25 protein-coding genes are annotated in these 24,605 nt (G+C 67.3%); 11 read left to right on the top strand and 14 right to left on the bottom strand.

Annotation, left to right across the window (positions count from 1 at the left end):
• The first annotated feature begins 6 nt into the window (after positions 1-6).
• Both ABIS05_RS01620 and ABIS05_RS01615 read left to right on the top strand, forming a co-directional pair.
• Entirely contained in the window at positions 7-510 is a 504-nt protein-coding gene (locus ABIS05_RS01620) for a DUF1269 domain-containing protein (protein ID WP_348013111.1), read from the top strand.
• A 90-nt stretch (positions 511-600) separates the two neighbouring features.
• Complete coding sequence (locus ABIS05_RS01615; protein WP_348013110.1) at positions 601-822, top strand: hypothetical protein; 222 nt, start codon at positions 601-603, stop codon at positions 820-822.
• 5 nt (positions 823-827) lie between these two features.
• On the opposite strand, the gene ABIS05_RS01610 is transcribed toward ABIS05_RS01615, so the two are convergent.
• Complete coding sequence (locus ABIS05_RS01610) at positions 828-1,271, bottom strand: hypothetical protein (protein ID WP_348013109.1); 444 nt, start codon at positions 1,269-1,271, stop codon at positions 828-830.
• A gap of 222 nt (positions 1,272-1,493) precedes the next feature.
• Here ABIS05_RS01610 and ABIS05_RS01605 point away from each other — a divergent pair, with 222 nt between their 5' ends.
• The 3 genes from ABIS05_RS01605 to ABIS05_RS01595 are packed head-to-tail and all read left to right on the top strand — an operon-like array spanning position 1,494 to position 3,743.
• Positions 1,494-2,147: a BON domain-containing protein gene (locus ABIS05_RS01605; RefSeq protein WP_348013108.1), complete on the top strand. Its 654-nt coding sequence runs from the start codon at positions 1,494-1,496 to the stop codon at positions 2,145-2,147.
• Positions 2,148-2,163: 16 nt separating this feature from the next.
• Positions 2,164-2,544, top strand: coding sequence for a hypothetical protein (locus ABIS05_RS01600; protein WP_348013107.1), 381 nt, complete (start codon positions 2,164-2,166; stop codon positions 2,542-2,544).
• Entirely contained in the window at positions 2,541-3,743 is a 1,203-nt protein-coding gene (locus ABIS05_RS01595; RefSeq protein WP_348013106.1) for an acetate/propionate family kinase, read from the top strand. Before ABIS05_RS01600 ends, ABIS05_RS01595 begins: the two co-directional genes overlap by 4 nt.
• Before the next feature lie 156 nt (positions 3,744-3,899).
• Here the strand turns inward: ABIS05_RS01595 and ABIS05_RS01590 are convergent, their stop codons facing one another.
• The 3 genes from ABIS05_RS01590 to ABIS05_RS01580 all read right to left on the bottom strand — a co-directional run bounded on the left by ABIS05_RS01590 (position 3,900) and on the right by ABIS05_RS01580 (position 7,670).
• The gene (locus ABIS05_RS01590) at positions 3,900-5,399 is read right to left on the bottom strand and encodes a mercuric reductase (RefSeq protein ID WP_348013105.1); all 1,500 of its coding nucleotides are present in this window, start codon (positions 5,397-5,399) and stop codon (positions 3,900-3,902) included.
• On the bottom strand, positions 5,396-6,763 hold the full coding sequence (locus ABIS05_RS01585; protein ID WP_348013104.1) for a glucoamylase family protein: 1,368 nt from the start codon (positions 6,761-6,763) through the stop codon (positions 5,396-5,398). Before ABIS05_RS01585 ends, ABIS05_RS01590 begins: the two co-directional genes overlap by 4 nt.
• 85 nt (positions 6,764-6,848) lie before the next feature.
• Entirely contained in the window at positions 6,849-7,670 is an 822-nt protein-coding gene (locus tag ABIS05_RS01580) for a PRC-barrel domain-containing protein (RefSeq protein ID WP_348013103.1), read from the bottom strand.
• A gap of 453 nt (positions 7,671-8,123) precedes the next feature.
• Between ABIS05_RS01580 and ABIS05_RS01575 the strand changes: the two genes are divergently transcribed.
• The 6 genes from ABIS05_RS01575 to ABIS05_RS01550 are packed head-to-tail and all read left to right on the top strand — an operon-like array spanning position 8,124 to position 15,196.
• The gene (locus tag ABIS05_RS01575; protein ID WP_348013102.1) at positions 8,124-10,508 is read left to right on the top strand and encodes a phosphoketolase family protein; all 2,385 of its coding nucleotides are present in this window, start codon (positions 8,124-8,126) and stop codon (positions 10,506-10,508) included.
• On the top strand, positions 10,505-11,551 hold the full coding sequence (locus ABIS05_RS01570; RefSeq protein WP_348013101.1) for a class I fructose-bisphosphate aldolase: 1,047 nt from the start codon (positions 10,505-10,507) through the stop codon (positions 11,549-11,551). Before ABIS05_RS01575 ends, ABIS05_RS01570 begins: the two co-directional genes overlap by 4 nt.
• Positions 11,548-12,153 (top strand): histidine phosphatase family protein, encoded by a 606-nt coding sequence (locus ABIS05_RS01565; RefSeq protein ID WP_348013100.1) that lies wholly within the window; start codon positions 11,548-11,550, stop codon positions 12,151-12,153. Before ABIS05_RS01570 ends, ABIS05_RS01565 begins: the two co-directional genes overlap by 4 nt.
• Positions 12,154-12,202: 49 nt before the next feature.
• Complete coding sequence (locus ABIS05_RS01560) at positions 12,203-13,297, top strand: Acg family FMN-binding oxidoreductase (RefSeq protein ID WP_348013099.1); 1,095 nt, start codon at positions 12,203-12,205, stop codon at positions 13,295-13,297.
• Between the two features lie 32 nt (positions 13,298-13,329).
• A complete protein-coding gene (locus ABIS05_RS01555; protein ID WP_348013098.1) occupies positions 13,330-14,199 on the top strand; it encodes a DUF6920 family protein in 870 nt (289 codons plus the stop codon).
• A gap of 7 nt (positions 14,200-14,206) precedes the next feature.
• A complete protein-coding gene (locus ABIS05_RS01550) occupies positions 14,207-15,196 on the top strand; it encodes an alpha/beta hydrolase (protein WP_348013097.1) in 990 nt (329 codons plus the stop codon).
• A 125-nt stretch (positions 15,197-15,321) separates the two neighbouring features.
• Here the strand turns inward: ABIS05_RS01550 and ABIS05_RS01545 are convergent, their stop codons facing one another.
• The 10 genes from ABIS05_RS01545 to ABIS05_RS01500 form a co-directional block, all read right to left on the bottom strand.
• Positions 15,322-16,407: a c-type cytochrome gene (locus tag ABIS05_RS01545; protein ID WP_348013096.1), complete on the bottom strand. Its 1,086-nt coding sequence runs from the start codon at positions 16,405-16,407 to the stop codon at positions 15,322-15,324.
• A gap of 16 nt (positions 16,408-16,423) precedes the next feature.
• Complete coding sequence (locus ABIS05_RS01540; RefSeq protein WP_348013095.1) at positions 16,424-16,630, bottom strand: DUF2892 domain-containing protein; 207 nt, start codon at positions 16,628-16,630, stop codon at positions 16,424-16,426.
• 87 nt (positions 16,631-16,717) lie between these two features.
• Positions 16,718-17,359 carry a peroxiredoxin gene (locus tag ABIS05_RS01535; RefSeq protein WP_407074884.1) on the bottom strand — a complete coding sequence of 214 codons (642 nt, stop codon included), beginning with the start codon at positions 17,357-17,359 and terminating at the stop codon, positions 16,718-16,720.
• Between the two features lie 216 nt (positions 17,360-17,575).
• Positions 17,576-19,441 carry an arsenical pump-driving ATPase gene (gene arsA, locus ABIS05_RS01530; protein ID WP_348013093.1) on the bottom strand — a complete coding sequence of 622 codons (1,866 nt, stop codon included), beginning with the start codon at positions 19,439-19,441 and terminating at the stop codon, positions 17,576-17,578.
• Between the two features lie 6 nt (positions 19,442-19,447).
• Positions 19,448-20,011, bottom strand: coding sequence for a cytochrome b (locus tag ABIS05_RS01525; RefSeq protein ID WP_348013092.1), 564 nt, complete (start codon positions 20,009-20,011; stop codon positions 19,448-19,450).
• Complete coding sequence (locus ABIS05_RS01520) at positions 20,011-20,355, bottom strand: BON domain-containing protein (protein WP_348013091.1); 345 nt, start codon at positions 20,353-20,355, stop codon at positions 20,011-20,013. The genes ABIS05_RS01525 and ABIS05_RS01520 overlap by 1 nt, the downstream gene beginning before the upstream one ends.
• Positions 20,356-20,451: 96 nt before the next feature.
• Positions 20,452-21,666 carry an ABC transporter permease gene (locus ABIS05_RS01515; RefSeq protein ID WP_348013120.1) on the bottom strand — a complete coding sequence of 405 codons (1,215 nt, stop codon included), beginning with the start codon at positions 21,664-21,666 and terminating at the stop codon, positions 20,452-20,454.
• A gap of 22 nt (positions 21,667-21,688) precedes the next feature.
• Positions 21,689-22,435, bottom strand: a complete 747-nt coding sequence (locus tag ABIS05_RS01510) for an ABC transporter ATP-binding protein (protein ID WP_348013090.1) — start codon at positions 22,433-22,435, stop codon at positions 21,689-21,691.
• A complete protein-coding gene (locus tag ABIS05_RS01505) occupies positions 22,432-23,793 on the bottom strand; it encodes an efflux RND transporter periplasmic adaptor subunit (protein WP_348013089.1) in 1,362 nt (453 codons plus the stop codon). Before ABIS05_RS01505 ends, ABIS05_RS01510 begins: the two co-directional genes overlap by 4 nt.
• Positions 23,790-24,605: TolC family protein (locus ABIS05_RS01500; RefSeq protein ID WP_348013088.1), on the bottom strand; the 816-nt coding region annotated here is incomplete at its 5' end. The genes ABIS05_RS01505 and ABIS05_RS01500, both read right to left, overlap by 4 nt.

Genomic DNA, 24,605 nt, shown 5'->3' with positions numbered 1-24,605 from the left:
GGCACCATGAGCAATCCCGACTCCGCATTCTTCGTCTTCGACACGCATGACGCCGCTGAACACGCGATCCGCACCCTGGGCCAGTCCGGCTTCGACATGAAGACGCTGTCGCTGGTGGGCAAGGGTTACCACAGCGAAGAGCAGCCCATGGGTTTCTACACCACGGGTGATCGCATCAAGGCCTGGGGCGCGACCGGCGCGTTCTGGGGCGGCATGTGGGGCCTGCTGCTGGCGCCCGCCGTCTTCTTTCTGCCAGGCTTGGGCATTGTGGGCATGGCGGGGCCCTTTGTGGCGCCGCTGGTCGGGGCTCTGGAAGGCGCCGTGGCGGGCGGCGGGCTGTCCGCGCTGGGAGCGGCGCTGGCTCAGATCGGCCTGCCCAAGGAGCAGGTCATCAAGTACGAGGCGGCGCTGAAGGTCGACAAGTACTTGCTGGTCGTTCACGGCAGCGCTGCGGACCAGCAGAAGGCTCGCAGCGTGCTGGCCGAAGCGAACACCGCAGTCGCCGCCTGAAACTTTGCCTACCGCAACTGCAACTGCAACCAACCGCGCCGCGCCGACCCTCGACGCGGCGCGGCATCACCCAGCGCTGAGGAACAGGTCATGGACATCACGACACATCGTGCACGCATTACCGGCCCGGTTTCCTACCGAGCCGGCACGGGCCGCAAGCAAACCATCCCGATCGGGCCCTGCCTGGTCGAGAGCGTCGGCGGGCGGTGCATCGACATCATCTGGGGCACACGCGGGCAAAGCAGCGTGGCGTTGCCGGTGGAAGAGATCGAGGCGGCCCAGGATCAAGGCCATCTGCTGCTGCTGGACTGAAGCCTTCAGCGCTGCCTTGCGGCAGGGCGCAGCAGGTCGAAATGCCCCAGGGCCGCCACGTAGACCGCCGTTGCCGCGCGATCCAGTTGGTCTGGCAGCAGCGCCTGAGCTGCCGTCGTGTCGAGGCGGATGCTGCTGTCGGCCAACCCAGGCGCCACCACATCGCCACAGCCGTCGAGCAGGCGCACGTCCAGCGCGGCATACGGCCCCGCCTCGACCGCCATGCCATCGATCAGCGTCAGGTCAACGATGCAGATCAGCCCGCGTTCGCCCACCACAGACAGGAAGCTGGACAGCCCACGCGGCGTCTGGCGCACCTCCATGTCGCTGCCCAGGCCGAGCGCCCGCCAGCGCTGCGCGAGGCCCAGCGCGCAGGCCTGCACGCGCGGCTGCAAGGTCTGCGCCAGCCGAGTGAAGCGGATATCCCACGCCGGCGAAGCGGGGGGCACGGGATTGAGTTTCGGCGAAGGCATGGCCTGCATGGTGTGCCGGCCTCGCCAGGGTCGATGCCGAGAACAAGGGGGTCAACGCCGGCTTTCGGTCGTCTCGGGAAAGGCGCCGTCTGCGGAGGTCCCAGTGCGAACCTGGCCCCTCGCCGTACGCAAGCGCACAGACCAACGGCCTGCCAGCGGCCACGCTGAGGGCCAATCTCTTTCCTCAGGAGCACCGCCATGAAGACCGACAACCAACTGCAGCAAGACGTCAGCGCCGAACTCAAGTGGGAGCCCGCCGTCCAATCGGCCCGCATCGGCGTCGAAGTGAAGGATGGCGTGGTGACGCTGGCCGGCCAGGTCGACAGCTTTGCGCAGAAGTGGAACGCCGAGCGTGCGGCGTTGCGCGTGGCCGGCGTCAAGGCATTGGCCATTGAGCTGCAGGTGCGCCTGACGAGCCTGAGCGAACGCACCGACGCGGACATCGCGGAGGCGGTGGAGAACGTGCTGGCGTGGACCTCGCCGCTGCCCGAATGCGCCATCCAGGTGAAGGTCGAGAAAGGTTGCGTCACCCTCTCCGGCACCGTCGACTGGCAGTATCAGCGCCAGGCCGCCGCCGACAGCGTGAGCCAGATGATGGGCGTCACGTGGGTCAGCAACCAGATCGGCATCAAGCCGAAGGTGACGGTCACGGTCGTCAAGTCGGACATCGAGGCCGCATTGAAGCGCGCCTCCATCGCTGATGCCAAGCAGATCGCCGTTGCGATCCATGGCAGCGATGTGACGCTGTCGGGCTCCGTGCGCAACTGGGGCGAGCGCAACACGGCCACCCTTGCCGCCTGGGGGACGTCAGGCGTGCGCAACGTCGTTGACATGATGACGCTGGCCCACTGAGCCCGAAAGGTCAGCCATGAGCCTATTTCACGCCGTCGCCTTCGTCGACCATCAATCCGCACAGGTGCTGCAGTTCGGCGCCGAAGAGGTCGTCGACAAAAGCGTTCACCAACATCAGAAGTTCACGCGCCAGCACCACAGCGGCGTGCGCACCGAGCACGAGTTCTTCAGCCAGGTCTGCGACGCGCTCGACGGCGTTGCCGAGGTGCTGGTCACGGGTGGCCACACCGGGCTGGCGGACTTCCGGCACTACGTCGACAAGCACCGGCCGCAGACCGCCAAGCGCATCGTCGCCTACGAAGTGGTGGACCACCCGAGCGAGAACCAACTCGTCGCGCTGGCCCGCAAGCACTTCGTCAAGATCGACCAGATGCGCGGCATTCCCGTGCCGAAGTGACCCAGGTTTCCGGCAACGGCCCGACACGGCGTGTGCTGGCGCTGAACAGTGGCTCGTCCTCATTGAAGTTCGGCCTGTACAACACGGGTCCGATCGGCATCGATTGCCTGCTCACCGGCGAGGTGGACAGCATCGGCGAAGCCACTGCCGGCTTTCATGCGGAGGATGGCTGCGGCCACACGCTGCTGCGAGAAACGACCCCGATACCCGATCAGCGCGATGCGGTCAGGCGCATTGGCCAGCTGCTCACCGACATGAAGATGCCCTCACCCAGCGCCATCGGCCACCGCATCGTGCACGGTGGCCCGCGGCTGCGCGAACATTGCCTGGTCGAGCCAACGGTGCTTGAGGAACTTGAGGCTGCCATCTCGTTTGCGCCTGTGCACACACCGGCGGCGCTGTCCGTCCTCCGGTATGCGGCCGAACACTTCCCGGGGCTGCCTCAGGCCGTGTGCTTCGACACCACCTTCCACGCCCGCATGCCCCCAGTGGCCAGCACGCTGCCGCTGCCGCAAGACTTGGGGCTCACTGGATTTCAGCGCTACGGCTTTCACGGCCTGTCGTGCGAGTCGATCGTGCAGCAACTCGGCCGCGCGCTGCCGGCCCGCCTGCTGATTGCCCACCTCGGCAACGGCGCCAGCGTCACCGCCGTTCGCAACGGTGTGTCCATCGACACCAGCATGGGGCTGACACCCACCGGCGGCTTGATCATGGGCACACGCAGCGGCGACCTGGACCCCGGCGTGCTGGTCCATCTGATGCGCACGCTGCAGCTGGACGCAACAGCGATGGAGGAACTGCTTGACCGGCGCAGCGGGATGCTGGGCATCTCGGGGCTCAGCGGCGACCTGCGATCACTGCACGCGGCGGCCGCCGCCAGTGGCCGTGCACAGCTTGCCATCAAGATGTTCTGCTACGCCGCAGCCAAGCAGCTGGGCGCCATGAGCGCCGCCTTGAACGGGGTGGATCTCATCGTGTTTACCGGTGGCATCGGCGAGCACGATGCCCAGGTTCGCAGCGACATCTGCAGCCGGTTGGCGTTCATGGGTGTCTTGCTCGACGAACCCAGAAACCGTCAGGGCCGGGGCGTGATCAGCAGCGCCCGCTCTCCCTGTGAAGTGCAGGTGTTGCCCTCGCAGGAAGACGAGCAGATTGCGCGCCACACGGCGGCCTTGTGCCGAGACTTACGGCGACGCTGAATAAGTTCCCGCGATGCGGCGCGCCCTGGTTTGGGATGAGCTGCAAGGCGCAAACCGCAGTCATAGCTGAGGCTACGGCGAGGATTTGCAACGCAGCAGATCGCCCAAAGCAGGGATGCGCTGCGCGCGAGGGACTTGTACAGCGTTGCCTTAGGTTCAGCGACGCAGCCATCGCCGCGCCCGCGTGACCATGGCCGGCGACAGACGCGTCCGCACGTACGCATCCGCCGCCTGTCGTATGGCCGCTCCCTGTGTCGGATAGGCCTGCACGACGCTTGCCAGCTTGCGCAGGCCGATGCCGGCCACCATCGCCAGCGAGATGCTGTTGATCATCTCGCCCGCATGGCGGGCCACGATGGTGGCCCCCAGGATCTTGTCGCTGCCCTCGCGCACATGGATCTTCACGAAGCCTTCTTCCTCACCGTCGGCAATCGCGCGGTCCACGTCGTGCATGGGAATCGTGAAGGTCTTGACGGGGATGCGCCGCTGGCGCGCTAGTCTCACGTACAGGCCGACGTGCGCCACTTCGGGGTCGGTGTAGGTGCACCACGGAATCGTCAGCTCACTCATGCGCTGGCGCCCCAGGAACAAGGCATTGCGCACGACGATGCGCGCCGACGCTTCGGCCGTGTTGGTGAACTGGTGTTCCAGGCAGACATCGCCGGCGGCAAAGATGCGCGGGTTGCTGGTGCGCAGAAAGTCATCGACATGGACACCGGCCACGTCGTCATAGGCCACGCCGGCCGCTTCGAGGTTCAGGCCCTGCACGGCAGGCACGCGGCCGATGCCGGTCAGGATGTGCTGCACACGCGTGGTGGCCGTGTTGCCATCGTTCACCAGCTCGATGACCTTCTGGCCGCCTTCCATCGACACCCTCGTCGCGGTGCTGTTCAGGTGGATCTCCACGCCGTCGCGCGCCAGGGCGTCGGACACCATCTGCGCCGCGTCGCGCTCTTCCTGGGGCAGGAACAGCGGCTCGCTGTGCGAGATGAGGGTGCGCGAGCCGAAGCGGGCGAAAACCTGGGCGAGCTCGCAGCCCAGCGGCCCGCCGCCGATGACCATCAGGCTCTCAGGCAGAACCTGCAGATCGAACACCGTCTCGTTGGTCAGGTAACCGGCCTCGGCCAGCCCCGGGATGTCCGGCAGCACCGAGCGCGAGCCGGTGGCGATCAAGGCTTTCTTGAAGCGCAGGGTGACGTGATCCAGCGCACCGTCGAGCTCCACCGTGTCGGGGCCGGTGAAGCGAGCGGTGCCGAAGAACAGGTGGATGCCCACCCGCGCCAGGTTCATCGCCGAATCGGTGCGGCTGATGCGCGCCGTGATGCGTCGCATGCGCAGCATCGCCGCACGGAAGTCGAACACCTGCTCGATGGGCGGCACGCCACCGAAGTTCGCGGCGTCGCGCATGTCGGCCAGCAGCCGCCCGGTGCGGATCAGCGCCTTGGAGGGAATGCAACCGTCATTGAGACAGACGCCGCCGATCTGATGGCGCTCGATCAGGGCCACGTCGGCGCCCAGCGCTGCGGCAGCGCGCGCGGCCACCAGCCCCGCCGGGCCGGCCCCAATCACCAGCAGGTGGTAGGCGGCCAGCGGCTGGGGGTTGCGCCAATCTGCGGGGCTGACATTGCCCAGGCGCTCGGTCTCGTCGGCGTTCACGACAGCCAGCCGCCGCCAAATCCCGCGCGCTTGAGCCCGGCCCGCAAGCAGGGAATGCCACGCGTCAAGCGCCACAGCAGACCCGAGCGCAAGTTCTCGATCATCAGCACGATCATTCCCTGGTCGAGCCCGAACTCGCCTTCGGAGATCCAGCCGACCTTGCCAACATCAGTGCCGGGCGCCCCGGCGCTGTCGTTGAATCCACTGGCCTGCACGCAGCGCCCCGGGCTCGCGTCCGCCCTGCCGAACATCAGACGCAGCGCGGGCCAGGCGATCTCCGGCGCGAACACGAGCGCTGCCACGACAGACGAGCCGGTGATCGTGCCGTCGTCCGGCCCCCAGGGAGCGCCCCGCGCGGCGTAGCCATAGAACGCCTGACGCCGGCCGGCCACTGTCCGGGATTCGACACTGGGGCCGTCACCGGCCGACAGGCCCCAGCAGTCCTGCCCGTAGCCGGCGAAACAGCGCGGGTTGCGAATCGCGTACTGCCGCTGCACCTGAACGGCGCGGCGGGTGTTCTCGAAGTAGTCGCAGTCCTTCTCGCGCATGAAGCGGTCGCGGATGCCCCGGAAGTCGATCCACGCGTGAGAGAACTCATGCACGAACAGCGGCCCGGCGTAGAGAAGGTCGATGCCGTACAGGTTCTCCCACTGGTAGGTCACCGTCCAGGCTTCGAAGCTGGCGGCGGTCAGCGGGTGCGTGCTCGAACCCATGCCCAGTGCGTACAGCACCAAGGCCTCGTTGTAGCCCTGCCAGCCGTAGTTCAGGAATCCGGATTCGGGCTTCCAGCCAAGGGCCACGGCGTCGTCGTCGTCGCTGTTGCCAATCTGGGCCCACTGCCAGTCCACACGGTCGTACAACGCGTTTGCCAACTGCCTCAACTCGGCTTCGTCCGGCGTCGTACCGCTAAAGTAGGCCGCCGCCGTCAGCATGCCGACGATGAGCAGGGCCGTGTCAATTGACGACAGCTCGGACTGCCATGCACGCCGGCCCGTTTCCAGTTCGAGAAAGTGAAAGTAGAAGCCGTGGCAGCCGGTCGAAGCGACCGCGCCGCTCTGGTCACTCTCGTTGAAAAAGCGCAAGGTGATCAAACACCGCTGCACGGCCCCACAGCGCGAGATCCAGCCCCGTTCCACCGCCACGGGATAGGCCGAGAGCGCGAACCCGACCACGGCGATGCTGGCCGGCGCGTTGGGGCGGGAGGTGTCGGCGACCAGTCCGGTGCGCGGGCTCGTCTGCTTCAGGAAGTAGTCGAAGGCGCTGCGTTGCAATTGATCGAGCATGCGCTGGTCGGCGGGCGCAATAGGTAACGCAACAGGCGGCAGACCGCCCGCCGCTGTCGCCCGCAAGGGCCGCGCCTTCATGGCGTCGCTATCACCGCAAGGACCTGGGCTCCAGCGCCCCGGCCGGACTCATGGCAGGCCGCGCCAGATCCTTCGGCACACCGGATCAGAACTCGGTTTCGAGCACGGTGCTGCCCGTCCAGTAAGCGATGCGGCCGTAGTGCCGGTACAGGGCCAGTTCCTGATCACGACTCCAGTCCAGCGATGAGTCGTAACGCGGCGCGCTCTTGACCGACTCCCGACTGAGGTCGACGGCGACGGTCCGGTCCTTCCAATGCACACCCTTGATCCAAGGCGGCGCGATCAGCACCTTGTGACCAACCCACCAGTTGCTGGTGTCGACGACAAGGTAGCGAATGGCCCAGGTTTCGTCGTCGACGAGAAAGCCCGACACATGGCCAATGTCGCCGTCGGTCGCGTGGATGTGATAGCCGCTGACAGCGTTGCAACTGCGCAGATGCGGGTCATCGTTGCGGTGGCGGGCGCGTTCGTCGCGCAGGTAGGCCTCCAGCTCCAGCTCACGCTGGACCCGGTCCACGCCGTAGCCGCCAAACCCCGGCGCCATGGCATACGGGTAAAGGCCTTCTCCCCACAAGCCACCGCCGTCCCAGTAGGCCGGGTATCCGTAATAGCCCATGACCTCCTCTTCGTTCTGTCTGGACACGGGCTTGTCCGAGTCGAAGCCAGGGCTGTTCTTGACTTGCTCCTTGCTGATGGAAACCGGCAGCGTGCGCGCCAGCCAGTCGGGATGTCGGACAGAAATGGGTGAGATCAGCACCTGTCGGCTGCTCAACCAAGTCCCGGTGTCCACCACGAAGTAGCGGACCGCCCACGCATCGTCTTCGAAGTAGAAGTCCTTGACGTGTCCGATCTCGCCGTCGGTGGCGCTGATCTTGTAGTTCTCGAGGTCTTTCAGGTTGCGCAGCATCGGGTGTGTTCCTTGTCGGTTGTCGGCGACATCACATCGACAGCAAGCGTCGGTGGACGGCGAAGGTTGATCTCGCCCCGAGGATGCGCGCGGGGAGCCGCCGTGTCTGTTCGCTGCCGTACCAGCGTCGCGGCGCAAGTGTTCCCCAACGTACAGACCGCCAGGCCGGCACGACATAGGGTCAGCTGGGTTCAAGGGGCCATGGTGGTCTCCACAAACGAGGAGTGCAGCGATGGCGGAACCAAAACCTGATCACTGGGCGCTGGCGCACATGCGCTGGCTCGCGCTGTCGAGGTGGGACAACGAAGGCGGCGCAAGCCCATCTCGCCACATCGACGGCTCCACCGGCTCCGCAGGATCAGAGCTCCGCGATGCGATGCAGACGGCAGCCCAAGGGCGCCACAACATCGATGGGCCAAGCTCGCTGCGATCAAAGACCGGAGCGGCTGAGCAATGAAGACAGAAACCCTCTCGCCCGACCTGCTCTACAAGATGGACGCGTACTGGCGGGCCGCCAACTACCTGTCGGTCGGGCAGCTCTACCTGTACGACAACCCCCTGCTGCGCGAGCCTCTCACGTTGGCCCACGTCAAGCCGCTGGTGGTCGGCCACTGGGGCACGGTGCCTGGGCAGAACTTCATCTACGTGCACCTGAACCGCGCGATCCAGAAGTACGACCTGAACCTGTTCTACGTCTCCGGCCCTGGCCACGGCGGCGCGGCGCTGGTCGCCAACGTCTACCTCGAAGGCACCTGGAGCGAGGTCTACCCGAGCGTCACGCAAGACACGGACGGCATGAAGAAACTGTTCAAGCAGTTCTCGTTTCCTGGCGGCATCTCCAGTCATGTGGCGCCGACGACGCCGGGCTCGATCAACGAAGGTGGCGAGCTGGGCTACTCACTCAGCCACGCCTTCGGCGCCGTGTTCGACAACCCCGGCCTGATCGTCGCCTGCGTCATCGGCGATGGTGAGGCCGAGACCGGCCCGCTCGCGACGGCCTGGCATGCCAACAAGATGCTCAGCCCGGTCACCGACGGCGCGGTGCTGCCGATCCTGCATTTGAACGGCTTCAAGATCAGCAACCCGACCCTGCTGGCGCGCATCGGCCATGAGGAACTGGAACACTTCTTCATCGGCTGCGGCTGGGCGCCGATCTTCGTCGAAGGCGACGACCCGATGACCATGCACCAGGCGATGGCTGCAGCCACCGACCGCGCCATCGAACACATCCAGCAGATCCAGGACGATGCCCGTAACCGCAACGTGACGACCCGGCCACGCTGGCCCTTGATCGTGCTGCGTTCGCCGAAAGGCTGGACCGGCCCGGCCACGGTCGATGGCGTGCAGATCACCAACACCTTCCGCTCGCACCAGGTGCCGCTGCTGGTGAACCCGGAGTTCCCCGAGCACGTCGCGCTGCTGGAGGCTTGGATGAAGAGCTACCAGCCGCAGGAGCTGTTCGATCAGGACGGCCGCCTGCTGCCCGAGCTGGCGGCTTTGGCACCGAAAGGCGAGCGCCGCATGGGCGCCAACCCGCATGCCAACGGCGGGCTGCTGCTGCGCGAACTGCAATTGCCCGACTTTCGCCTGCACGCGGTGCCGGTCGTGACGCCTGGCGCAGCGCAGGCGCAGGACACGCTGGTGCTGGGCGGCCTTTTGCGCGATGTGATGCAGCTCAACCAAGGGGCGCGCAATTTCCGCCTCTTCGGGCCTGATGAGACCCTCTCCAACCTGCTCGGCGCCGTGTTCGAGGTGACCAGCCGCCAATGGGATGCCGAGACGTTGAGCAACGACGAGTTCCTGAAAGCCGACGGCCTGGTGATGGACTCGATGCTCAGCGAACACCAATGTCAGGGCTGGCTCGAAGGCTATCTGCTGACTGGGCGGCATGGCCTCTTCAACAGCTACGAAGCCTTCATCCGCATCATCGACTCGATGTTCAGCCAGCACGCCAAATGGCTGAAGGTGACGCGCGAGCTGCCGTGGCGCCGGCCGATCGCATCTCTGAACTATCTGCTCGCCTCGCACGTCTGGCAGCAGGACCACAACGGCTTCACGCACCAGGACCCGGGCTTCATCGACCATGTGGTCAACAAGAAGGCCGACATCGTGCGCGTGTACCTGCCGCCCGACGCCAACTGCCTGCTCTCGGTGACCGACCACTGCCTGCGCAGCCGCAACTACGTGAATGTGATCATCGCGGGCAAGCACGCCCTGCCCCAGTGGTTGACGATGGAGGAGGCTGTCATTCACTGCACCGAAGGCATCGGCATCTGGCCCTGGGCCAGCAGTGATCAGGCCAGCGAGCCCGATGTCGTGCTGGCCTGCTGCGGCGACACGCCGACGCTGGAGATCCTGGCGGCTGCTTCCATCCTGCGCGAGCATCTGCCGGCGCTGAAGGTGCGCGTGATCAACGTGGTCGACCTGATGCGCCTTCAATCGGCCAGCAGCCACCCGCACGGCCTGAGCGAGGCCGACTTTGACGCGCTGTTCACGCGCGACAAACCGGTCATCTTCGCCTTCCACGGCTACCCCTCGCTCGTGCACCAGTTGACCTACCGCCGCACCAACCGCAACCTGCACGTCCACGGCTACCAGGAGGAAGGCACCATCACGACGGCCTTCGACATGCGGGTGCAGAACCGGCTGGATCGGTGGCACCTGGTGCAGGACGTGGTGGACTGCCTGCCGGGGCTGGGCAGCGCGGGCGCCTATCTGAAGCAGATGACGCAGGACCGGCTGATCGCGCACAAGCTGTACATCGACCAGCACGGCCAGGACCTGCCGGAGATTCGCAACTGGACCTGGCGCGCGACTGCGGCAGGCGCGTCACGATGAACACGCTTGCGCTGATCAAGACGGCTCAAGCCCTGGTCGCCAACCGCAAAGGACTGTTGGCGATGGATGAAAGCAACGGCACTTGCAACCTGCGCTTCGCGGCTGTCGGCATCGCGCAGACCGTGGAGATGCGGCGCGAGTGGCGGGAGTTGCTGTTGACGGCACCGGGGCTGTCTGACTGCATCAGCGGCGTGATCCTCTACGACGAGACGCTGCGGCAATCGAAGCCGGACGGCACGCCTTTCGTGCAGGTCGCGCACGACGCCGGCCTGATGATCGGCATCAAGGTGGACACCGGCGCCAAGGCCCTCGCCGGGCGGCCCGACGAGAAGGTGACCGAAGGCCTGGACGGGCTGCGCGAGCGGCTGCAGGCCTACGCGGCGCTCGGTGCGCAGTTTGCGAAGTGGCGCGGCGTGTTCGCCGTGGACGATGGGCATCTGCCGAGCGGGGCGTGCATCGAGGCCAATACCCACGCGCTCGGCCGCTATGCCGCGCTCTGCCAGGAAGCCGGGCTGGTGCCGATCATCGAGCCCGAGGTGCTGATGGACGGCAGCCACACCCAGGCGCGCTGCCAGGCCGTGACCGAAGCCGTCTTGCGGGGTGTCTTCGAGCAGCTCACGCGCCAGGGCGTCGCGCTGGAAGCCTTGATCCTCAAACCCAACATGGTGGTCGCGGGCCTGGAATGCGCCGCACAGAACACGGCCGCTGAGGTGGCCCAGGCGACGCTGCAATGCCTGCGCCGCGCGGTGCCGGCAGCCGTCCCCGGCGTCATGTTCCTGTCGGGTGGGCAATCCGGCGAGTTGGCCAGCAGCAGACTCAATGCCATGCATGCCGTCCATGTCGCGGCTGACCGGCGCGAGGGCCCGTCACCGCCCTGGCCCCTCTCGTTCTCGTTCGCCCGGGCGCTCCAGCATCCGGCCCTGGGCATCTGGTCCGGCCAGAGCGCGAATCGCGTGGCGGCGCAGCAGGCGCTGCTCAAGCGTGCGCGCTGCAACCGCGCGGCCTTGCTGGGCGACTACAGCGCAGCCATGGAGCGCTCATGACCCCGAAGCTGCAGCTCTATTTCATCCGCCATGGCGAAACCGCATGGTCGCTGACGGGGCAGCACACCGGCCGCACCGATCTGCCGCTGACGCCCCACGGCGAAGCGATGGCGAGGCAGCTGAAAGCCACGCTCCAAGGCACTCCCTTCTCCGCCGTGCTGACCAGCCCCCGGCTGCGTGCGCGCGCCACCTGCGATGCCGCAGGCCTGGGCGCCGCCTCACGCATCGAGCCGAGCCTGGCCGAATGGGACTACGGCGACTACGAGGGACTGCGCACTTCCGAGATCCACACCTTGCATCCCACCTGGGACGTGTGGAAGGACGGCTGCCCGAATGGCGAGATGCCTGCGGACGCCAGTGCCCGCGCAGACCGCCTGATCGCCGGGTTGCTCGAACTCACCGGCAACGTGGCGCTCTTCTCGCACGGCCAGTTCGGGCGAGCCCTCGCAGCGAGGTGGATCGGCCTGCCGGTGACCGAGGGGCAGCACTTCGCCATCGCCCCGGCGTCGATCAGCGTGCTCGGCTTCGAGACCGACCATCCGCACCGGCGGGTCATTGCGTTGTGGAACGCGACGGCCAGCGGCGGCCTGCGTGCGCAATGACGCCGCAAGCCAGGTTCCCGGCCAACCTGCCTCGCCCGGTGGGCTCGCGATGCTGACGCGCCGGCCCGTGGTTCTCGGCGGGCTCGCCTGCGCCACGGTGCTGCCGGGCCTGAGTGCCTGTTCAGGCGGCACGGCCGAGCAGGAGGCCGCGCAGGGCTTGCGGCGCAGCACTGCACCGGCCAGCAGCGATGCCACCGCCATCCGCCACGCCGTGGTCCACAGTGCCACGCTGGCCCCCTCCAGCCACAACACCCAATGCTGGCGCTTCCACATCGCCGAAGGGGCGATCACCATCGAGCCGGACTTCGCACGCCGATGCCCGGCGGTGGACCCGGACGATCACCACCTCTTCGTCTCGCTGGGATGTGCGACCGAAAACCTGGTGCATGCCGCGCTGGCGAACGGGCTACACGCCGAGCCCCGCGCCGATGCAGATGGCCGCATCGTCGTCGACCTGGCGCCCTCACGCCCTTTCGCATCGCCGCTGTTCCACGCCATCGCCCTGCGCCAATGCACGCGCGGCGATTACGACGGCCATGCGCTTGCACCCGCCGAACTGCGCCAGCTGGAACAGGCCGGCACAGGCGACGGCGTGAGCGTGCGGCTGCTGACCGAGCGCCCCGCCATCGAGAGCGTGCTGGGCTACGTGGTCGCCGGCAACACGGCCCAGATGGACGACCCGGCCTTCGTCGCTGAGCTGACCGCCTGGATCCGCTTCAGCGCTGCCGAGGCCTTGCGCAGCGGCGACGGGCTGTTCACCGGCGCCTCCGGCAACCCGGCGCTGCCGCGCTGGCTCGGCACCCGGGCGATGCGCCTGTTCTTCACGCCGAAATCCGAGAACGAGCGCTACGCGCGGCAGATCCGCAACTCGGCCGGCATCGCCGTGTTCGTGTCGCAGCGCAGCGACCGCACCCATTGGGTCGAAGCCGGCCGCTGCTACGAGCGCTTTGCGCTGCGGGCCACTGCCTTGGGCATCCGCAATGCGTTCCTGAACCCACCCGTCGAGGTCAGCGCGATCCGGCCGCAGTTCGCGGCGTGGCTGGGCCTGAAGGCTGATGAACGCCCCGACCTGGTGGTGCGCTTCGGGCGCGGAGCCGCCATGCCGATGTCGATGCGGCGGCCGGTGCAAGCGGTGCTGGTCTGAAGGCACGCCGTGCAAACCAACCGGGGAACACCATGAGCAGGATCGGACGGGCGGCGTTGGGCGTCGGCAGCGTGGTGGCTGCGGCTGTGGGGCTGGTCGCCTTCGGCAACGCGCGCTGGCAGCGTGCGACCCGATCGCAGCTGGCGCTGCTGGAGGCTGCCCGAGTGACGAGGCCTGCGGGCCAGGACAAGATTTACACCACCCGAGACATCGAAGGGCTGCCTCCACCGGTGCAGCGCTACTTCCGCGCCGTGCTCAAGGACGGACAGCCCCTGATTGCCGCCGCGACCTTCGAGCTCGCCGGCACGATCAACATGTCGGAGACGGGCGAGGACTGGAAGCCCTTCACCTCCTGGCAGCGGGCAGTCGCCCACCGCCCGGGCTTCCTCTGGAACGGCCGGGTGGCCATGTTCCCGGGTGTGGCGGCGAACGTTCACGACAGCTACATCGCAGGCGTGGGCGCGCTTCACGCGGCGATGCTGGGCCTGTTCACCGTGGCGCAGGTGCAGGGCGGCGGCGAGATCGCCCGCGGCGAGCTGATGCGCTACTTCGCCGAGATGGTGTGGTACCCCACCGCGCTGCTGCCCAGCCAGGGCGTGCGCTGGGCCGCGGTGGACGAACATGCCGCGTACGCCACCCTGGTGGACGGCCCGATCAGCCTGACCCTGCTGTTCAGCTTCGATGCCGCCGGGCTGATCACCGCCGTGCATGCCGACGCGCGGGGCGCGGTCGTGGGCAAGGGCATGGACAAGCACATGGTCATGCTGCCTTGGGACTGCACCCTCTCTCACTACCAGCTGCGCCACGGCGTAATGGTGCCGACGCGTGGAGAGGTTGGCAAAGGCGGCAAGCCGTATTTCGTCGGCGACCTGACGTCGTTGGTCTATCACTTCTCCCTGTGAGAGCGCCATGAAGGCGAAGGCGAACCGAAGTGCCATGGTGGCCTTGGGCGTGGCGCTGTTGCTGGCCTTGCCCGGTGCGGCGCTGATGGTGCGATGGCGGTTTGAAAGCGAGATGCTGCGTGCCCGCGAAAACGCGGCGCTGGGCAGCGTCGTGGCAGCCACGCGCTGCGGCCCCATCGAGTACCAGGAAGCCGGCACCGGCACGCCCCTGCTGGCCGTGCACGGCAGTGGCGGCGGCCACGACCAGGGCATGGCCTTCGCCGCCGGCCTGGCCTTGCACGGCATCCGCGTCATCGCGATGTCCCGCTTCGGCTATCTGCGCACGCCCATGCCGCCGGATGCGTCGGCAGCTGCGCAGGCGGACGCTCATGTCTGCCTGCTCGATGCCTTGGGCATCTCCAAGGCTGCCGTCATGGGCGGCTCGGCGGGCGCACCGTCGGCGCTGCAGATGGCCATCCGCCACCCCGAGCGGGTGACGGCGCTGGTGCTGCTGGTGCCCTTGACCTACAAGCCGCCTTCGCAGGCCGACTCCGCGCCGCCCATGCCGCCATGGGTCGAGGCGGTGATGGTGCGGCTGATCGGATCGGACTTCCTGTTCTGGGCTGGCCTGCATCTGGCGCGCGACCGAGTGATCGATGTGGTGCTCGCCACGCCGCCAGACCTGCTGAAGACTGCCAGCCCGCCAGAGCGGACGCGGGTCGAAGCGATGCTCGAACACATCCTGCCGGTGTCCCTGCGCGCCGAAGGCTTGCGCAGCGACACGGCGGCCGGCAAGCACCTTCAACCGGCTGCCCTGGAATCGGTCCGCATGCCCACGCTGGTCATCAGCGCACGCGACGACCGCTACGGCACCTTTGCCAGCGCGCAGTACACCGCCGGCCAGATTGCCGGCGCGAGGTTCATCGGCTTCGACACCGGCGGTCACACCTGGGTCGGGCATGACGACGAGGTGCGTGCGGCCATTGTCGACTTGCTGCTGCCATCAGCTCGGCCATGACGCCGCAGGTTCCTTTGTCACCCGCTGCAGCCCTGTTGCCAGAGCCCGCCCTTCACGATGCAGAGTCATGACCCGCTGCGTCCGGCAGCTTCGCTTGATGCTTGAACGTGGAACGCCAAGTGCCTCTACTTGGCAGTTGCAGCACTGGCCGGCTCTGCGGCACCACGGGCCTTGTTCGCAGCCATGTCGGCCTTGCGCTTGTCCGCCATTTGGCTCTGCTTCTCAGCCAATGGCGGATAGGGCCCGTACCGATGTTGGTCTGCGGTGGCGCCCAGCATGTAGGGTGGAAATGCGGCGTCGATCGGCTTGTTCCACCGCGCGGGGAAGTCGGCCTCCAGGTGGGCCTTGATCGGGCGAGGTTTCGAGAGCATGAACGCCGTGACGTCGTAGGCTTCGTCATCGTTCAATACGGTCGCAGTGTGGCTGGCCCCAAGCGGCATGTTCTGCCGGATGAAGCGCGTCGTCGTCAGCAGGCGGTTCATGCCGGCACCGTTGTTGAAGCTGTCCGGCCCCCACAGCGGGGGGAAGGTGTAGCCCTGAGCGTCACCGCGCTGGCCCGCGCGCTGGCCCATGCCGTCAGCGCCATGGCAGGCCGCGCACTTGTCGACATAGACGACGATGCCCGCCAAGGGCTCGGCGCGCCGGTTCGGCACCGCGCTCTGCAGTACCGCCGCACCTTCAATCTGCGCGCCCACCGGCACACCTTTTGACAGAAAGGCGATGTAGGTCGTGAAGGCCTTCATCTCCGGCGAATCCAGTGGCAGGGGCTTGCCGTTCATGCTGCGCTCCATGCAGCCGTTGATGCGCTCCTCCACCGTGCTGATCTGGTCCTCGCGCCCCCGGTACTGCGGGAAGGTGGCCGTCACGCCCACCCATGGGATCGCAAACGGCTTGGCGCCACCGGCCTGGTGACAGGAAGTGCAGGCCAGGTTGTTGCCGGCGTAGCGTTTGCGCGGATTCTTCACCTCCGGGCCGATGACAGCGAAGGTCCGCGTGCTCAGTTCATGGCCCTGCACCACGAGTGCGCGATAGGGGCCCTCGGGCAAGCTGTCGATCTCCGGCACCGTGCGCCCCACCAGATTGACCTTAGGCGTCGGCTCGGCCGCCCATGGGGTGGTGGCAAACAGCGCGAAGGCACTGAGGGCCAATGAAGCGAACACGGCGCAGACGCCCTGCGTCAGATCGCGGAAAACAGTGGTGGCGTTCGACATCGTCAAGCCCTGTCATTCAACGCGACGAGGTGCCAGTCTTGACGGCGCAGGTGCTCAGGCCAAACGGCAGGTAGGCCGGACAGAACCGGAACAGCCCAGTGGCCAGCGGCACGATACCGATCCAGCCCCAAAGGCCGATGGCCCCGAACAGGCTGGCGCCAATCAGCGCCACACCTGCGACAACGCGAATCACGCGATCCACCGAACCGACGTTTTGCAGCATGGCAATCTCCTTTTCATTGGCAGCATGACCTCCGTTTTGAGGCGGACCATGATGCAGATCAACTGTGCGACCAGCGAAGCACTCGCTTCAGAGTGGCTTGGTCGAAAAGTACCAGTCGGTCGTCTTGTAACCCTCGGTGGCGCGCCTGTCGGCAGCCTCAGCGGTCTTCGGTGGCGGCACGAGCACGTCTTTGCCTGGCATCCATCCCTCCGGTGTGACGACAGCGTTCTTGTCGCTGGTTTGCATGGCCTGCAGCAGCCGAACGAACTCGGCAATGGAGCGGCCGTTGCTCATCGGGTAGTACACCATCGCGCGCAACACGCTCTTCGGGTCGATGAAGAACGTGGCGCGTACCGCCTGCGTGTCGGCCGCACCCGGATGCACCATGCCGTACGCATGGGCCACCTCCATCTTGATGTCTTCGATGATGGGGAAAGGGATCTTGACGCCAAACTTCTCCTGAATGTTGCGTGTCCAGGCCAGGTGCGAGAAGAGGCTGTCGATCGACAGGCCGAGCAACTCGCAGTTCATCGCCTTGAACGTTGCGGCTGCGTTCGCAAAGCCGATGAATTCGGTGGTGCATACCGGGGTGAAGTCGGCCGGGTGCGAAAACAGGATCAACCACTTGTCCTTGTAGTCGGCCAAGCTTCGATCACCCTGGGTGGTCTTTGCGGTGAAGTCCGGTGCCAGTTCGTTGAGCCGGGGCAAGCTGCTGACTGATTCGTTCATCACGATGTCCTTCGACGTTTGTTGTGCCCAATGGCATGGCATGGCATGGCATGGCATGGCATTGGGCTGGGCTCGGCATGGCAGCTGCGAAATCTCGCCGCTCCCCTTCAGACGGACTGCCACTCATGGTGAGCTGTGAAGCGCCTGCCGTCTGTTCGTTGGTGAACGCAAGGTCCAAGGCATCTGCGAGCCGTGATTTGAAGTGCCAGTTCGGATTCAGGGTTGGGTCGCCACAGCGGCCGACGGCTTGCTGACCAGCTTGGACAACGCGGCGAAGCCGATCGGCGGCACGGTCAACCAGGCGAGCGTGAAGAGGCGTTTGGCCAGGCCAGCGGCCATGCGTTTCATCTGCTTGCGTTCGCCCGCCAGCCGTGCGGCCAGCAAGGGGTCACGCGTGCCCGCAGCCAGCACGCTCTTGTTGAGCACCCAGGCATAGGGCTCGATGCTGGCGCGGCGCAGGTCCTCCTGCAGCGCCGCCGCCTGCGACACCGGCGTCACTTCGGGCAAGGTGACCAGAATGATCTTCGTGTACGCGGCGTCCTGCAGCCGCATCAGGGGCGTGACGACGCGCGCAGCGCCGTGCCCTTCAAACGCGCGCGTCATCTGCCGGTGATAGGCACCGGTCGCGTCCATCAGCAGCATGGAGTGGCCCGTGGGCGCGGTGTCGAGCACGACGAAGGCGCTGCGACCTTCGCTGACGATGCGCGAGAAGGCGTGGAAGACCGCCACCTCCTCGGTGCAAGGCGATTGCAGGTCTTCCAGCAACAGCGCCTGCTCTGCTGCGTCGAGCTTGGGCGACCTGGCTGCCATGATTTTGTCGATGTAGCGCTGCGTCTCGACCTTGGGGTCGATGCGGCTCACCTGCAGGCCCGGCACGTCGCCGTCCAGGGTTCCCGCCAAGTGGGCGGCCGGGTCGGTGGTGCTCAAGTGCACGGTCTTGCCGCGCTGGATCAGCCCCAGCGCGAGGGCCGCAGCCACCGTCGTCTTGCCGACGCCGCCCTTGCCCATCACCATGATCAGCCCGTGCCCCGCAGCGGCGAGTTCGTCGGCCAGCGCGTCCAGGCCCTGAAGCCTTTCATTGGCGAGCACCACCGCAGTCATGGGCGCCGAGATCGGGCCGGCGACGGTGGTCAGCAGTGCGCGCAAGGCGGGCAGGCCGACCGTGTCGAAGGCCCGCAGGGGCACGCGGTCCTGCGGCAGTGCCCGGAGCGACGCCGGCATCGCGTCCAGTGCCTGTTGCCCCAGGTCCTCGATGGCGCAGGCCACAGCGTCGGTGCGCTCGCTGGCATGGAACACGCCGTTGATCGCCAGACGCTGGTTGTTCAAGCCGAGTTCATGCAACTCGCCCGAGGTGTGCGCCGCCTCATTGATGGCGCCCTTGTCGGCCCGCGTCACCAGGATCACCGTGGTCTTCGCCGGATCGCTCAGGGCATCGAGCGCGGCCTTGAAGCGCACTTCCTGCATCTTCAAGCCGGAATGCGGCCCCAGGCAGGCCGCGCCGCGGTCGTTGCCGTCGAGGAAGCCGGTCCAGGCCTTGGGCAGGCTGAGCAGCCGCAAGGTGTGCCCCGTCGGAGCCGTGTCGAAGACGATGTGGTCGTCGCTTGTGGCGCTGTCGGAGAGGAGGGACGAGAACTCGTCGAACGAGGCGATCTCCGTGGTGCAGGCCCCGGACAGTTGCTCGCGCACGGTCGAGAGTTCCTCGGCGCTGGCACCCACGCCCATCTGCGCCAGCACCCGTTGGCGATAGGACTCGGCGGCGGTCTCGGGGTCGATGTTCAGTACCGACAGGCCGGGCGCGCCGGGCACCGGCACGGGGGTGTTGCGAAGCTCGATGCCGAGCATCTCGTCGAGGTTCGACGCGGCGTCGGTGCTGACGAGAAGAACCCTTTTGCCCGCGTCCGCCAGCGTCAGCGCGGCGGCGGTCGACAACGAAGTCTTGCCGACGCCGCCCTTGCCCGTGAAGAACAGATACCGCGTCGGGTGGTTCAGGAATCCGACGCTGCAGCCCGACACGGGCAAATCGTCGGGCCCGCCGCGCGCCAGGCGCTCGCGAGCTTCGATGTCGGTCAGGCCTGCCCGCATGACCACTCAGCGCGGCAGCATCCGGCGCAGCGTGTTGTCGTGCCAGACATAGTGGTGCACTAGCGCCGCCACCGCGTGCATCGCGATGAGGAAGTAGCCGATCGTGCCGCCAGCTTCGTGCAGTTCCTTGGCCCAGTCGGCAACGGACTTGTTCTCGCTGATGAGTGCCGGGAGTTGGATGAAGAAGAAGGGAATCGGCTTGCCCTGCGCGCTCAACGTGAGCCAGCCGAGCAGGGGCATGCCGAGCATCAAGGTGTACAGCGCCACCAGCATCAGGCGGCTCAGCACCACTTGCCAGCGCGGTGGTGCGGGCTGAATCGGTGGCGTGGAGCCGGCCAGGCGCAGGACAACGCGCACGGCAACGAGCAGCAGAACGCACAGGCCCAGCATGAAGTGCCAGGTCTTGAGCCCCTCTCGGAGATCGCTGCCCTTGGGAAAGTTTTCACGAAGCTCGATGCACGCGTAGACGACGGCAATCACGACCAGCATCAGCCAATGCAGTGCGATGGAGGCACCACCGTACCGGACACCCGTGGCCGTTGAAACCGCGCGCGCCGCGCTCGCGGGCATCACTGCTTGACCCTCAACTCGTCGTGGATGGTGTGGGCGCCCTCGGCGGCGCGCGCGATCCGCAGCGCGGTGTCGACCTGGGCTTGTGTCTGCAGGACACCCGTCAGCCGGACATCGCCCTTGGTGGTGGTGACTGTGATGTCCATGCCGGCGAGACTGGGCTCACTGATCAATGCAGTCTTGACGTGGGTCGTGACTTCGCCATCGACCACGTTGTTGGCGGCGCTGGTAGCCGGGGCTTGCTCGGTGCCGGTCTCGGCGGGCTTGCTGCATGCCGCCAGCAGCACCGTGCAGGCCACGGCGAGCGAGGCAACCAGGGCGATGGGGCGAATGGTGTTGTTCATCAGGCGTCTTTCAGGATGCAAACACCAAGGTACGTCAGCGAACGGCGGCCGTCCGTGCGCCAGCGAACGAGACGGCATGCGCGCATCGCCGCAGGGCTACTCGTGCCGCAGTGCTTCGATCGGATCCATGCGCGCCGCCCGTCGCGCCGGAAAGTAGCCGAAGACAACGCCGATCAAGGCCGAGAACAGCATCGCCACCGCATTGATGGTCGGATCGAAGCCATAGGGCACCGCCATCAGGATCGACCCACCGTAAGAGGCGCCCGTGGCAATGACGATGCCGATCAGACCGCCGATAGCACTCAGCACCACGGCCTCGATCAGGAACTGCAGCAGCACCTCGCCCTCCAGCGCGCCCACGGCCAGCCGCAGGCCGATCTCGCGCGTGCGCTCGGTGACGCTGACCAGCATGATGTTCATGATGCCGATGCCACCCACCAGCAGGCTGACCGCCGCCACCGCACCGAGCAGCGCAGTCAGCACGCCCATGGTGCTGGACAGCGTTTCCGCCAGCTGCTGGGTGTCGAAGATGTTGAAGTTGTCGTCGTCGCTGTCGGTGAGCTTGCGGCGTTCGCGCAGCAGCTGGCGCAAGCTGGCCTTCAGCCGCGTGCTGTCGCTGCCGTCTTCCATCGACACCGACAGCATGCCCACCTTGTGCGTGCCGGTGACGCGGCGCTGCAGCGTGTGCAGCGGCACGATGACCGCATCGTCCTGGTCGCCCATGCCGCCCTGCCCTTTGCTGGCAAGGATGCCGATCACGCTGCATGAGAACTGCTTGACGCGCAATTGCGCGCCCAGCCCCGTGGCACCGGCCGTGGCGCCCCAGATCTCTCGCCGCACCGTCTCGCCGACGATGCACACGGCCGCGCCGGCGCGCTGTTCGTCGGGGTCGAACAGGCGGCCGGCGGCGAGCTTCCAGTTGCCGGTGACGAACCATTCGTTGGTGCTGCCGGTGACGCTGGTGACCCAGTTGCGCCCGTTGCCGACGACGGTGACGCCGGCCCGCCCCTGCGGCGCCACCGCCGCCACGCCGCCGATCTGGGCCTGGATCGCCAGTGCGTCTTCCTCGGTGAACTGCGGCACGCCGCCGCCCCCACCGCCGCCGCCGATGCGCTGGCCCGGGCTGACGATCAACAGGTTGGTGCCCAGGCTGGTGATCTGGGTCTCGATGGCCTGGGTGGCGCCATTGCCCAGCGTGACCATCGTGATGACCGCGCTGACGCCAATGACGATGCCCAGGATGGTCAGGAACGAGCGCAGCAGGTTGCGCTGCACCGAGCGCAGGGCGAGCATGAAGACGCTGAACAGCATCAGGCCACCTTCATCCATTGACTCATACGGATTCGGCCACCGTCAGCGCCGCAGGCGCTTCGACGGTGGGGTTGGGGTTGACCACGTCCCTGGCAATCGCGCCGTCAATGAAGTGCACCATGCGCCGTGCGTAGGCGGCCATGTCGGGCTCGTGCGTGACCATCAGCACGGTGATGCCCTTGTCGCGGTTCAGCGCCAGCAGCAGGCCCATGATCTCGTGGCTGCGCTGGGTGTCCAGATTGCCGGTGGGCTCATCGGCCAGCACCACGGCCGGCTCGGTGACGATGGCCCGCGCGATGGCCACGCGCTGCTGCTGACCGCCCGACAGTTCTGCCGGTGTATGCCGCTCCCAGCCCCCCAGGCCCACGGCCTGCAGCGCCTTGGCAGCCGCCGCAGCGCGCGCCGCAGCGCCATCGCCGCGGTACAGCAGCGGCAGCTCGACGTTCTCTTGCGCGCTGGTGCGCGCCAGCAGGTTGAAGCCCTGGAACACGAAGCCCAGGTAGCGCCGCCGCAGCCGCGCGCGCTGGTCCCGCGACAGCGCCTCGACATGGGCGCCCTTGAACAGGTACTGCCCGGCGCTCGGCGTGTCCAGGCAGCCGAGGATGTTCATCGCGGTGGACTTGCCCGAACCGCTGGGGCCCATGATGGCCACGAATTCACCGGCCGCCACGTCCAGATCGATGCCCTTCAAGGCCATCAATTCGGTGGCGCCGCTGCCGTAGCGCTTGGTCACGCCGCGCAGCCGGATGAGTGGTTCGGCCGTGCTCATTTGACCGCGGACTTTTGATCCGTGATCACGAGCATGCCGACCTTCAGGTCGCCGCCGGTGATCTCGGTCATGTGCCCATCGCTGATGCCGGGCGTCACGGCCACGGCGGTCGGAACCGCATCGGCGCCTTGGCCTTGCAGCACCCACACCTGGCGGGCGGCGGCCGTGCTGGCGCTGTCGGCGGCGCCCTTGCGCCGCATCTCGGTCTTCGGCGGGCCCAGGCTCATGCCCGAGGCCATGCCCTTCTTTGCGGCCACCGCCGTGCTGGGCGCATAGCGCAGCGCGGTGTTGGGCACCAGCAGCACGCCGGTGCGTTTCGTGGCCGTGATGCTGGCCGTGGCGGTCATGCCCGGGCGCAGGCTGAGGTCCGCGTTGTCCACGTCGAGGTAGGTCAGGTAGGTGACGACGTTGTCGGTGATCGTGGAGCCCTGGCCCACGCGGGTGATGCGCGCCGGGAAGTTGCGGCTGGCGTAGGCGCTGACGGTGAAGGTGGCGTCCTGGCCAAGCTTCACCGCGCCGACGTCGGCCTCATCGACATACACCCACACGCGCAGCTTCTTCAGGTCCTCGGCGACGGTGAACAGCGTCACCGCCTGCAGCGCCGCGGCCACCGCGTTGCCGGGGTCCACCGTGCGCGTCAGCACCACGCCGTCGGCGGGCGCGGTGATCGACGCCTTGGACAGGTTGATCTGGTCCGTCGACAGCGCTGCCCGCGCGTCCTGCACCGCAGCGGCCGACACGCCGTTGTCCGCGACCGCGCGCGCCAGCGTGGCCCGGGCGATGTCGAGCTCGGTCTTTGCCGGCACCTTGCCGCCGGACAGCTCGGCCACCGCCTCAAACCGGCCCAGCGTGGCGCTCGACTGCGCCACCGTCGCCTCGGTTGCGGCGAGCTTGGCCGTTGCCGAGGCCACGGCGGCCTGCGAGCGTTTGATCTGGTCAAGCTGCTTCGCCGTGTCGAGCTGCACCAGCACCTGGCCCTTCCTGATCACGTCGTTGACATCGACGTTGACCTTCAGCACCGTGCCAGACAGTTCGCTGCCGATGTTGATCGTGCGCGTGGGCTGGATGGTGCCGTTGGCGGTGACGACGAGTGTGAGGTCCCCGCGCACCACCGCGGCAGTGCTGTAGATCGGGGCGGCAGCGCCGAGGGAGTGCCGGCGCCAGGCATAGGCGCCGGCCGCCAACGCCAGCACCCCGGCCACCGCGGCCCACGCCGTCCAGCGGCACCACCAGCTGCGTTGAGCGGGCTCGTCCAGCAGTTCGGCAAGCTCCGGCGGCGCTGCGGCTGGCGCTGTGGATGCAGTTTCTGGCGGCGTGACGGTGGCGCCCAGCTCTGGCGGTGTGGCGGGCGTGTTCACGGCTTGTGGGCTCCTGCGGCCGGGGCGTCGATGAGCGACCCGGCCTCCCAGCCGCCGCCCAGAGCCTTGTAGAGGCGGACGTGATCGGCATTGACATCGCCGCCGCTGCCGGCCACGCCGTCCTGGGCGTTGAGCACGGTGCGCTGCGTGTCCAGCACGACCTGGAAGTCCACCAGCCCACTGCCGAATCGCTGGCGCGCCAGTTGCGCAGCCGTCTGCGCGGCGTCGGCGGCCACACGCAGGGCCTGCAGGCGCTCACGGTCGTTGCGCAGCGCGGCGAGGCTGTCCTCGACGTCCTTCAGCGCGGCAAGGATTGCAGCGTCATAGCTTGCCGCCGCCCCTTCCAGCGCCGCCTGCTGCACCTGCACGCGGGCGCGACCGGCGCCGCCGTCGAGCAGCGGCGCCGACACGCCGGCCAGGATGGAGGCCAGCACGGACGAGCCATTCGTCAGCGCGCCCAAGCTCACGGCATTCAGGCCGAGCGACCCACTCAGCCGAAAGCTGGGCAGGCGGTCTGCGAGCGCCTGCCTGACACGCGCCGACGCAGCGATGACGCGCGCTTGCGCGGCGCGCACGTCGGGGCGCTGGCGCAAGGTGTCGGCGGGAAACGCCAGCACCAGCTCGGCAGGAGGGGCCGGCTGACTCGGCATGGTCGAACTTGCAAGTGCCCTTGCCGACAGGTTGTTGCGCAAGGCCGCCGGCGGGCGCCGGGTCAGCACGGCCAGGCTGTGCTCGGCCTGCGCTGCCGCCGTCTGCAACAGCGGGATCTGCGCGCGCGTCTGCGCGGTCACCGCGCGCGCCTGTTCGGCCTC

It is taken from the genome of Roseateles sp., from assembly GCF_039929605.1.
GTDB lineage: Bacteria > Pseudomonadota > Gammaproteobacteria > Burkholderiales > Burkholderiaceae_C > Pelomonas.
This window is presented reverse-complemented; position numbering and strand designations above follow the sequence as displayed.